The organism is bacterium (assembly GCA_030247525.1).
Taxonomy (GTDB): Bacteria; Electryoneota; JAOADG01; order JAOADG01; family JAOADG01; genus JAOTSC01.
Map to the genome: position 1 here is coordinate 1 of JAOTSC010000112.1, position 11,041 is coordinate 11,041.

10 protein-coding genes are annotated in these 11,041 nt (G+C 50.0%); 2 read left to right on the forward strand and 8 right to left on the reverse strand.

Going from position 1 to position 11,041, the window contains the following annotated elements; all coding sequences use genetic code 11:
• Positions 1 to 144: 144 nt before the first annotated feature.
• From OEM52_10455 to OEM52_10475, 5 genes are all read right to left on the reverse strand, one after another.
• Positions 145 to 2,292, reverse strand: coding sequence for a T9SS type A sorting domain-containing protein (locus OEM52_10455; protein MDK9700553.1), 2,148 nt, complete (start codon positions 2,290 to 2,292; stop codon positions 145 to 147).
• 45 nt (positions 2,293 to 2,337) lie between these two features.
• The gene (locus tag OEM52_10460) at positions 2,338 to 4,476 is read right to left on the reverse strand and encodes a T9SS type A sorting domain-containing protein (GenBank protein MDK9700554.1); all 2,139 of its coding nucleotides are present in this window, start codon (positions 4,474 to 4,476) and stop codon (positions 2,338 to 2,340) included.
• Between the two features lie 282 nt (positions 4,477 to 4,758).
• Complete coding sequence (locus OEM52_10465) at positions 4,759 to 5,589, reverse strand: hypothetical protein (protein MDK9700555.1); 831 nt, start codon at positions 5,587 to 5,589, stop codon at positions 4,759 to 4,761.
• A gap of 47 nt (positions 5,590 to 5,636) precedes the next feature.
• The gene (locus tag OEM52_10470) at positions 5,637 to 6,023 is read right to left on the reverse strand and encodes a hypothetical protein (GenBank protein MDK9700556.1); all 387 of its coding nucleotides are present in this window, start codon (positions 6,021 to 6,023) and stop codon (positions 5,637 to 5,639) included.
• A 618-nt stretch (positions 6,024 to 6,641) separates the two neighbouring features.
• Complete coding sequence (locus OEM52_10475) at positions 6,642 to 7,715, reverse strand: hypothetical protein (protein ID MDK9700557.1); 1,074 nt, start codon at positions 7,713 to 7,715, stop codon at positions 6,642 to 6,644.
• A 145-nt stretch (positions 7,716 to 7,860) separates the two neighbouring features.
• Between OEM52_10475 and OEM52_10480 the strand changes: the two genes are divergently transcribed.
• Positions 7,861 to 8,241 (forward strand): four helix bundle protein, encoded by a 381-nt coding sequence (locus tag OEM52_10480; protein MDK9700558.1) that lies wholly within the window; start codon positions 7,861 to 7,863, stop codon positions 8,239 to 8,241.
• Between the two features lie 61 nt (positions 8,242 to 8,302).
• Here the strand turns inward: OEM52_10480 and OEM52_10485 are convergent, their stop codons facing one another.
• The 3 genes from OEM52_10485 to OEM52_10495 all read right to left on the reverse strand — a co-directional run bounded on the left by OEM52_10485 (position 8,303) and on the right by OEM52_10495 (position 9,579).
• Positions 8,303 to 8,743: a hypothetical protein gene (locus OEM52_10485; GenBank protein MDK9700559.1), complete on the reverse strand. Its 441-nt coding sequence runs from the start codon at positions 8,741 to 8,743 to the stop codon at positions 8,303 to 8,305.
• Positions 8,744 to 8,891: 148 nt separating this feature from the next.
• Positions 8,892 to 9,242, reverse strand: coding sequence for a hypothetical protein (locus OEM52_10490; protein MDK9700560.1), 351 nt, complete (start codon positions 9,240 to 9,242; stop codon positions 8,892 to 8,894).
• 22 nt (positions 9,243 to 9,264) lie between these two features.
• Positions 9,265 to 9,579, reverse strand: coding sequence for a hypothetical protein (locus OEM52_10495; GenBank protein MDK9700561.1), 315 nt, complete (start codon positions 9,577 to 9,579; stop codon positions 9,265 to 9,267).
• Positions 9,580 to 9,783: 204 nt separating this feature from the next.
• Between OEM52_10495 and OEM52_10500 the strand changes: the two genes are divergently transcribed.
• Positions 9,784 to 11,041: hypothetical protein (locus OEM52_10500; protein MDK9700562.1), on the forward strand; the 1,258-nt coding region annotated here is incomplete at its 3' end.

Consider the following 11,041-nt stretch of genomic DNA (forward strand, 5'->3'; position numbering starts at 1 on the left):
GACACTCTTGTCTGTCACAATCAGGGGCGAACCATAGGTTCTGCCCCTACTATCAGACGGGCTTGAAAGCCCGTAACCACCCCGATATTACAGGTCTGGAGACCTGTCGGTACCCCGTATGTAAGGGCGTATTGCAATACGCCCCTACTTTAGAACAACGAATTTCCGCGATAGGGATTGCTTACCTGCCGAGAGAAATGCGAAATAGGTCCCCGAGGAAAGATTGTCACTATTAATTTTCACTGAATAGGTGCCGGCATCCTGCGACCAATCGAATACTGTGCCAACCGTTCTCCCGGTAATATCAAATAATTCTAATCTCACGTTCGCCGATTTCGGAAGGGTGTAGATTAAAGTAGTCGAAGCATTGAATGGATTCGGATAGAGCTGCTCGATTCGGAAGTCGGTAGGAGTCGTTTCGTTGGGTGGGCGTTCAATAACGCGAACTGCCTCGTGGATATTAAAAATGCCGAACGATTCCCGTGCTCCAACAAAGAGGGTATCGCCGTTCGTAACGATCGAACCGTCCGGTGCGAGGAATCTGCAGTTATACAAACCGGCAAGTTGAAGGTTTGAAGGATTGCTGGCATCTATCACCAGAAGGTCGGTTGTATACACGGAACAAAATACATAATCGCCGGACGCCCAGATTTGACCATTCCCAATCAGCGTTTGATACTGACCGACTTGCACCGGCAAAGCGGGGTCGGAGACGTCATACGATTTCAATTCCGTATTACTGGTTAAAAAGAGCGTCGTGCCGGAGACCGCGATACCATATACACCCAATGGAACATGGATACTCGCGACAAACCGCAGCTGTAACGGATCGCGAATGTCGATCACTACCACACTATTACTGCTGGTGGCAATGTATGCGTAGTTGCTATCGAGCACGAGACGGCGCGGCACAGATAAAAGCGAATCGAAATGGGATACTTCGACTGGTGTAGCAGGCAGCGAAACATCGACGACTTTCAACCCGTGCAGCGAGCCTAAAATGAAGGCGTATTGCCCGCGAACCGCAACATCGAAAATCGTCTCTAAATAGGTTAGTACGCCGGTTTGTACCGGATTCGCCGGATCGGTTACCTCGACAATCCGCAAGCCGCCGGTACTGTCGGCAAGGTAAGCGTATTGGTTCTGTACCGCGACCCCGATGACACTGCCCGGCGTATCGTAGGTACCAGCCAATCGAGGCGCGAACGGATTTCGATAGTCGAAAACTTTCAAGCCATACCCGCCGCAGGCGGTATATGCGAAAGGAGAAGCGATCGCAACCCGTTGAATGAATCCGGGTTGCGAGTAACTTCCGATGGTGGTGGGCGACGATGGCGTTGCGATGTTGAGAACTTGGAAACCAAAGTGATAATCCGATACAAACGCTCGATTTCCTTGTAAGTATACACATTCGGGAAAGTCTAATTGCCCGAACGTTGTTAGAAGGCGGGGAACTGCCAAATTGCGGATATCGTAAATTTGGAGCGAACCGTGGAGAAATGCTAAAAATGCCAGCGAGTCGTTCCAAGCAAAAGCAGTACAACCGATTGAATTGGGGAAGGTACAGATCCGACGCAACAACGTGGGAGACTGAAACCAAACCCCGAGTAGTCCCTCAGTTTCCGATTTTACGAGTCCGGTATTCCCGACGATTGAAATTGCTGTAGTCCAATCGCCAAGCGTCGTATCGAGACCCACTAAGACCGGCGCCGCCGGATCGGCTACGTTGACGATAACGGTGCCGTTATATCCCGGGAGGTACGCGTGTCGATTGAAGAGCGCCACATCGCTTACGCTATGACTCAACTGCAAACGGCTGAGTTCGACCAAGTCACCCGGATGAAACGCTTCGATAACGATCAATCGACGGGATACGGTTACGACATAGATATAGTGGTCGACGATAGTAAAATTGAGATTATCCGTTGGTAATGAGAGCATATAGAGTTGCGTCACGGCAGGCGGATTGCGTATGTCGTAGGTACAAATTCGATCTATGCCAAGCACAAACAACGTAGTATCGACGATTACGAGATCGGCGGCACTTCCTTCGTTATAGATCGAGCCGACTGGTGCGGGAGTCGAGGGGTTGGAAATATCGAAAATGGTTACGCCGTTACTCACTTCCGCAAGGTAGAGATAATTCCCGGACACCACGATTGACGTCGCCTGAGAAAAATGAAACCGCCCCATCATACTAACGCCTAAGCTGTCCTGCGCGGAAACGGGGACTAAACCGCTAAGCGCCAGCAAGAGCGTCAATATCGCAACCAACTTCATCGGTGTGCTCACAATGTTCTCCTCGGTGGATATTGTTGATGCTTCCGAACTAAACCTCTATTTCAAAACGGTAAACTTTGCGATCCGCGATTGATGTGTTGTCTTCAAATGCGCAAAGTACGTTCCCGATGTCAGCGACTCCCCTTTGATTTTCACCGAATAGGTGCCGGCATCCTGTGTCCAATCGAATACTGTGCCGACGCTTCTTCCGCTAATATCGAACAATTCCAATTTCACATTCGCAGTATTGGGTAAAGTATAAGTAAGCGTTGTCGTCGCATTAAATGGATTCGGATAGATTTTTTCTATCCGGAAATCGGATGGTATCTCGGCTCCGATTCGATCGACGACACCCAATGCCTGCGAACAATCGTATATGCCGAATTCCTGACCGGCTGCAACATATATGTTCGAGTCAGCTACCGCTATACTGTAGGCATGATCTTGGGTAACATAATGACCGACTTCCTGAATCGACTGCGGGTTGGCAATATTTAACACCCGAATACCGGAGTCGCCGGCAGCCACAAAAGCATACTGTCGAACTACCGCAACCGCACGAGCATACCAACCGCCGTTGTAAGAACCGATTTCTACTGGTGCGGTGCGATTATTCACCCCGATTAAACATAATCCCGCATATCCATCAGCGACATAGGCAACGTCTCCCACAATGACGACATCATCAGCTGAGCCCGAGGTATCGTATAATCCAACTGGTGTGGGAGCTGTTGGATTCGTAACATCGATTATTTGCAATCCGGAGTAATTAGAGGCGATATAGGCAAAATTTCCTGCTATCGCGATTCGTCCATATTGACCAAGAATAGAACAGGTTCCCACGCGGTAGGGGACAGCAGGATTTGTCACATTCAGAATTTGAAGTTCCCGTGCAAAATCGAGAAGGTAAGCATAATTTCCAGCGAAAGTTATTCTCGAAAATGTACGAAATGAATCAATCGAACCGCATTCCTGTGGTGCAGATGGATTGCTGATATTGAAGATTCGGGGCACATTTAGATAAAGCGGTACATAAGCATAATTCCCGCAAACAGATATATTCACTGCTTGATAATCGGTATCGATGTAGCCAGTCGAAACAGTCGAAGCAGGATTACTGACGGTAAAAATTCGAATACCACACTCGTATTCTGCGAGGTAAGCATGATTCTCGGAAAGGAAAAGGTCAATTGCAAAACCGGGAGCACTGAAGAAACCCGCAATTTGCGATAAGGCCGGGTTACTAATTCCAATCACCTGCAATCCATGATAAGCGTCGGCGACATAAGCATAACTACCGGATAGCGCGACATGAAGGGCATTATCCGGTGTCGAACAGGAACCAACAATTAATAGTGTAGATGGAATACTGATGTCGACAATCTGTAATCCGGCCTGACCATCCGCAACAAAGGCGTAATTTCCAGCAAGGGCGATTCCATAGGCACCGTCAGGCAAACGGATAGAACCAACAACGGCGGGAGTTGCCGGATTTCCAATATCGATAATCCGCAATAATCCTGAGTAACTGGCGAGATATGCGTAGTTTCCTCGTACCGTTACATCGAATGGCGTTCCATCGTGTGAGTAAGAACCTGTAAGCGTTGGAGCAGCAGGATTTGTTACATCGAAGATGTAATAAAACGAGCCGGTTGCAAAATGAACATAATTCCCGGAAACGACCAAATTGCTTGCCCGACCTAAAGCAGATATACGACTAACAAATTGTGGTGTTGCTGGATTAACAATGTTTACAATCTGCATACCGGAATCGAGATCGGCAATGTAAGCGTAACTTCCTGATACAAAGATATCGCATGCATAGCCGGGTGTATCGTAAGATCCAACGATTTGAGGTTGAGTCGGACTACTAATGTTGACAATTTGAATTCCCGATTCAGCGTCGGAAACATAGATATAATCGCCTACGAGAAAGACTGCATTCGCGTTTCCTCGCGTATCGAGCAATCCAACTTGAACTGGAGAATTAGGATTACTAACGTTGACGATCCTAAGACCGGCAAGTCCATCGGCGAGATAGGCGTAGTTGCCCTGGATGGCAACGTCACGCGTGAATGTATGCCAAAACCGACCGACACAACTTACACTTAGACTATCCTGCGCAAGGGTAGGTGAGAGTGATCCAAAGAGGAGAAGAGGTAGAAACAGTCGAGAGAAAAATCGTTGCGAAAACATCGCGCCTCCATCGTGCAAGTTGGTTTCCTTTGTATACTACCAAAGAAAATCACACCAGTCAATGAAGTTTTCGCAAAAATGAAAATTTATTAGGTTGAGTGGCATTGGTGGTAGGGGTCGAAACGCTTCGACCCGTATCATTTCGGGCAGTTCGCGAACCGCCCCTACCCTTCGTCCGAACCCCGATACCCGAACCCCCCTATTCCCAATTGCCCATTGCCCAACACCCAACCGCGACAAGAACCCGCCTTGCGGCTCACCGAAGGTAATGTCGCGGCCACGTCACCCATTCTTCTTCGCGTAACCGACATGGCGGGTCGCTTTCCGGAGGAATGGTTCGAGCGTTTTCCAGGCATCGGCTTCGAATTTCGTCGCGAGTTCCATCCAGCGTTTCGTTCGGTCGTCGGATGCGGTATCACGGCTCATCCCGAGTGGTTTCGATGCCAACGCCTGTGCCGCTACAGCACAGCTCAACTCCGTCGATCCCACCGTAAGCAAGGCGTGAGTCGATTGAGCGGTATAGGGTGGCGTTAAGCGCGCGGTAATTTTCGCTTCCGCTTCTAAAATCGATTGCGATAGCAATTCATCGGTCGCGCCGCTATCGGACACATCGTAATCGATCGCGATAAAGTAAGGATCGGGAATCCGTGAACCGGAAAGCCAGATAATCCGCCCGCTGCCATACTCGATGTCGTAATCGACACCCGTCTCAAACACTTGAAAGTTCCCGTAAAATACCGTTACTGTACTTCCCGAATTGATTTGCGAACCGGCTTCCCGCCGGATTCTCCCGTTTTCATAATCAATAATAAAATCGATACCCTCGGCAAACATATTGTGAAGATACTCACCATCAAATACCGCGACGCTACCCGGTATCACCTGTTCCGAAGTGAACTGTGTCCACCCCTCGCCGTCGAGCGTTACCGCGCGTATTGCAGGTATCGCTTGTAGAATACCTTTCACGCGCACACTATCGACCCGAATTGGCAATACGCTGACGGTCGCGTTACTCTCGCTGCTAATCATCGCCCACTCATTCCGGATCGTCCGCACTGGACTTACCGGCCCGATTAAATGCAACCGGACATTCTCGACTGTCGTCCAAGCCATTGGTTTATTCCTTATTTTTTACAGGTCGGGAGACCTGTCATACCCAGTTATTGGTTCCATTCGTCGTCGGTGAGTTCAATGAGAATCGAAGCCAGTATATCGCGATTGCCGCTGATCTGCCCGACGGACAATGCAGTAGGCGAACTACCTAATTGCGCAACAATTGTGAAGTAAGGATTGGCATAATTCGCAGCGATCGAAAGTAAATCACCGGCTTTTACATTGATGTTATCCTCCACGGTGAAAAGATTGGAGCCATCATAGACCATCATTCGTTTCAATCTGCCATTCGTCGGGATCGGGACACCGACCGCGGCAATTTGACCGGGACCGAACAGTAGAACCGAGTAGTTCGTCACTGTTCGTCCGAACAGCATCGTTGATACCGAGCGCTTGGCTTTCAACCAATTCACAGTACCATTTATCATTTGCATAGGAGTCTCCAGTTGGGGGTGGGGGGATGGGTGATGGGTGTTAGGCAATGGGCAATAGGGGATGGGTAGCGACAGGTCTCCAGACCTGTAAAGCAATAGGGGTAGAGACAGGCGTCCCCGCCTGTTTAGGAAGAAAAAATGGTGGGTACCGACAGGTCTCCAGACCTGTAAAAAACAGGGGTGGGGGATTGTAGGATGGGTGGTTACGGGCTTCCAAGCCCGTATTCGGGTGTAGGGGTCGAATTTAATTCGACCCCTACACTGTAGGACAGACACTCTTGTCTGTCCACAAAGATGGGCGAACCATAGGTTCTGCCCCTACAAACGAGCGCGATGAATCGCGCCCCTACACTTACAGGTCTGGAGACCTGTCGCTACCCGGATAGTAAGAACATACACCCCACAACCGGACAGACAGGGGCGTCTGTCCCTACTATCGGATGGGCTTGGAAGCCCGTAACCACCACTACAAACCCCTACACAGGAAAGGGGATAGGCAATCCGGAAATCGAGTGTTTTCTACCCATTCCCTAACCCCTATCCCCCTACTCCCATTCTTTATGGACAGACAGGAGTGTCTATCCTACTCAGTGGACAGACAGGAGTGTCCGTCCTACTTTAGTAATCGCAGAGCTTGACGGCGTCGTCGAGCAGAATCGTATAGACCGATTCCTTCGATACTACCGCCGTTTCAAGTTTCGCGGAAATCACCTTCTCCGCTTCCACGGTGAGCGGCTGCGCAACCGATTCCCGCAATGCAAACCGGCTATCGATGGCAATCAATTCGGTCGCCGTCGCCCCTTCCACCAGCGTCAATTTGCTGTTGAGCGGCTGAATCGTCGCATGGATACCGGCTTTCGCAATGAGTTGGCTCCCCTGCCAAATCGCCGGATCCTGAAATTGTGTCATATTCAGAATTTTCTCGACATCGGATTTTGCCGCCAGCAGATGGGTCATCCGCGCCGGCGCGCCGAAATCGAGCGCGACATGCACCAAATCGCCATAGGCGAGGGTTCCCGCCGTTCCGGCAAACGAATTGCTTGGCGCACTGGACGTACCGTCGCCATTGCGTAACGTATTATAGATTTCCTTCAATTCGTCGGCCGCCATTTGCGCGCCGATTGCCCATAATAGAGCGCGAAATTCGGTTAATCGTTGATGGCGAATTACCCGATACGGAAAATCGAATTGACGGCCACGATCGACCATAACCGCTTCTTTTTCCCGATAATTAACGGTAACTGTTGGAAAACCAGCGCCTTGCCCTTGTCGTGCTACCGATTTTTTTACATCGGTAGTTTTGAAATAGACTGGCTTGGTCGATGGGCCTTTTTCCGGGACTTGCACTGCGACCAAGTCCGCCGGATCCTGAATTAGCGTCATTCCATAGCGAATTTCCCGTAAAATGAATTCCGGGGCTAATAATGCCGCATCGGACATTAAAAATTGTTCGACGGTGGCGGCATTTCGCCCGGAAATTGCGAGATCATTAACCGCTAATTGGCGTTCGAAAGCGTCAAGCGGCGAATCGATTTTTCCCGCTTCATTGCGGGTCGATGGATCGTATTCTTCCAATAATTCGGTGAGGGTTAATCCGCGGCTTTGCGCTTCGTGATAGAGCGCGAGATTACCGGAACGGGAAGCGTCGCGGATAGTGGGTTTCAGCGCTTCTGCGCGGGAAAGATCAAGCATGTGTTTTCTCCAAGGGTGTTGGGTGTTGGGTTTTAGAAGGGGGCTCGGGATTAGGAATTCGGGGCTCGGGGTTCGTTACAAACAAAACTATCCTTGTATTGTTACTGTACTTGCAGCATATTACCATATAAAGCATGAGGTAACGATGGACAGTTTTCGTGAACTTAGAGTTTGGAAGCTATCGATGGATTTAGCGATATTCACGTATAAAATCACACAAAAGTATCCCAAACATGAGTTGTTCGGATTATCGTCACAAATGCGGCGGGCTGCGGTATCAATTCCCTCCAACATTGCCGAAGGATTTGGACGTCAATCAACCAAAGAGTATCTACATCATCTTTCGTTCGCTCAAGGTTCGATTTCGGAGTTGGAAACTCAAATCGAGTTGTCGTTTAGACTAACATACATTGATGAAGCAAACTACGTAGCGTTACTCGAATTATGTGATCATGTCGGAAAACTCCTTACCAATCAGAAGAAGTCACTTCGTAAGCATCTCACAGAAAGCGATCCGCAAACATAGTATGCTCTGATTCCCGAATCTAATTCCGAGCCCCGAAATCCGAACCCCTATCCCCCGAAACTTAACCAAGCCAAACATCGCACGTCTGATTCGTGGTATTGACTGCGATTACATATCCATTGTGTTTCAAACCACCGGCCGGGACATCGGCGACTGTCGACGCTTGTCGCACTTTCCCGCTGCCGTCAACTTCCACCCAATTCCCGATAGCGGGCGCCGTCGTCGTGTAATTGAACCGGGCGACCCCGCGTGCCTGTACGCTGCACAAGACCGGAACGGTGGTACCGGACGTAAGTTCTTCACTCACCCAGATGACTTTACCGAACACCCGCTCGCCGGCGCCCCCTTTGGCGACGGTATTGTTTGCAGAGATCACACAAGCGGTGTTACCGGCATCGATATCGGTTTGCGTGAATCCTTGGTTGGTCGTGGTTGAAATCTTGAGGGTCAGGAACGGCCCCGCCCCGATGTTTTCATTGTCGAATGGAAAGGAACTTGCCATTGCTTTCTCCTAATTATAGTGGTTAGGGAACAGGGAATAGGGAACAGTGAAAATGAAATGTCGGAAATTCTTTTTATCGGGAATATCCACATCGATCCACAAACTTAGAATAGCCTAATTCCCGTCCCCTGTTCCCCGTTCCCTCAATTTATTTGAATTGCTGATAATCGAATGAAGTCTGCCCGCTAACGGAATCGGCGGGGTACAACGGCGGCACGACGAATCGGAGCGACAGTTCGCGGGCTACGCGTTCGCGTGCGGCGAGTAGGTCATCCTCCGATCCGGAACGGGCGAGCCGCTCCAGCTCAGCTTCGGGCCAGCCGAGCAGCCGTGCCTTTGCGATAATCTCGTCGCAAAGCCGTTGTATGAGTGGTGGTGGGGTCTCCCGCTCAGGCGGCGGCGGAGTGGGTTCCGCACGGGCGGATTCCGCAGGCGGTGAGGGTTGGTTGCCGCGCAGCAGGAGATCGAGGTCGAGAATCGGTTCTACTTTCGGAATCATTGCTGTTTCCTTGTACGATACATTACAAATAGTCTATTATATTTAACAGTGTGAAATCATCATCACTTCCCAATCCGGTCACATCGGGGAGGGTTGGTTTGAAGAAGCGTGGATGATTTCCGGCGTAGGAGGGGCACTTGTCGTTTAGATAACACTCGTCGGCATAACAGACCGACCACTCCTCCTGCGGGATCCGGCAGGGGGTTAATGCCACCGGTTGTCCGGGTAGAACGAAGCGGCGCGGTTTTGATCCGAAGGGGCGTGACATTACGAGACAATGTCGTATCGGCATCGTCAAGGGGGATGTGATCGATTGCAGGTTTGGTTCAGTTGGCATAGGATACTCGACAAGCGTTGTACTATATATAATATACTTTACAAAACCAGTTTTGTCAAGTAAACTTATCAAGTGTGGCGTTTCCGGAGAAACCGTTGGAAGGATGATTCGGGAAATCGTATCTTTTCGGTGTCTACACACATACCCTGCGGAATGGCAACGATACCTCGAACTGCTCATGTGTCACGGTGGGAGACTGAAACAATGTTCCGAAAATTGTTCGCGTTTTCGCGACTCGCTCTTATGCTCGCTGTTTGTATGAGTAGCTTCGCCTCCCCTAACCCATCGCGTACCACCCAATCACTTTCCTCCCCATTTTTCTTCACTGAAAACAAGGGGCAATGGGATTCGCGGGTGCTGTATAAATGTCAAGCGAAGAATGGCATGACATGGTTCCTCGAACGCGATGGAATTACACTCCTTGTTAGTAAAGAAGACCGCACCAAGGAAGCCATCGTCGATCCATTCGAACGCGACTTACCCGATATGTTGCGACGACATCCGGCACGCTATCCGATGAAAAGTCATGCGCTCAAGTTTCACTTCGTGAAAGGTGAATGGTCAAAGGTGAATGGTGAAAGGTCAACAAAAAATGATTCTGAAAACCTTGACCAGTCTTTTTCTACCCTACACCCTTCACCTTACACCTTGCACCAATCTTTTTCCACCCTACACCCTACACCTTACACCTTACACCGTACCGAAGCACAATCGATTGAAGCACTCGACGAACTGTCATGGAAGAACAATTACTTCTTGGGGAACGACTCTTCGCGGTGGGCACCAAATTGTCGCAACTTTTCTTCTGTGATTTATCGCGAAGTGTGGGATGGGATCGACATCGAATGGTATGAAAACGATGGAAAGTTGGAATTCGATTTCATCGTTCATCCCGGTTTCGATCCGTCCCAAATTCGGATGTCCATCGAGGGTCTTGAAGGGGATCGGATTTCGGGGTTCGGGGATCAGAAATCTGAATTGTCATTGCGAGGCAGCGCAGCGACGAAGCAATCCCATTTGGATAACGGGAACAGGGAACCGGAGACAGGGAACAGTAGGGGCGTGCCGCGCACGCCCGCAGGAAATGTTCGTGACCTGCTTCGCGATTCACGAACCACTGGAGGTACTAGTCTGTCTTTGCGAGGAATGGAGCGTAGGATCGTCAGCCGCGAGGCTGACAGCCGCAGTGAAATGACGAAGCAATACCATTTGGATAACTGGAACAGGGAATCGGGGACAGGGGACAGTAGGGGCGTGCCGCGCACGCCCTCAGGAAATGTTCGTGCCCAGCTACGCGATTCACGAACTACTGGAGGAACTGTACATCGGACATTCCTGTCCGATGGCGTAAAGGATAGTAGTAGGGACAGACGCCCCTGTCTGTCCGACGACAATGTTCGCGACATGGTTCCCGAGTCGCGAACCACTGTAGGAAAATCTTTCACGAATTCGACAGACAAGA

Bases quoted from the DNA above. Each gene is read 5' to 3' on its own strand.
- OEM52_10485 (MDK9700559.1), bottom strand. From the start codon at position 8,743: ATGGCAAGTTCCTTTCCATTCGACAATGAAAACATCGGGGCGGGGCCG.
- OEM52_10465 (MDK9700555.1), bottom strand. From the start codon at position 5,589: ATGGCTTGGACGACAGTCGAGAATGTCCGGTTGCATTTAATCGGGCCG.
- OEM52_10495 (MDK9700561.1), bottom strand. From the start codon at position 9,579: ATGCCAACTGAACCAAACCTGCAATCGATCACATCCCCCTTGACGATG.
- OEM52_10470 (MDK9700556.1), bottom strand. From the start codon at position 6,023: ATGCAAATGATAAATGGTACTGTGAATTGGTTGAAAGCCAAGCGCTCG.
- OEM52_10475 (MDK9700557.1), bottom strand. From the start codon at position 7,715: ATGCTTGATCTTTCCCGCGCAGAAGCGCTGAAACCCACTATCCGCGAC.
- OEM52_10490 (MDK9700560.1), bottom strand. From the start codon at position 9,242: ATGATTCCGAAAGTAGAACCGATTCTCGACCTCGATCTCCTGCTGCGC.
- OEM52_10460 (MDK9700554.1), bottom strand. From the start codon at position 4,476: ATGTTTTCGCAACGATTTTTCTCTCGACTGTTTCTACCTCTTCTCCTC.
- OEM52_10480 (MDK9700558.1), top strand. From the start codon at position 7,861: ATGGACAGTTTTCGTGAACTTAGAGTTTGGAAGCTATCGATGGATTTA.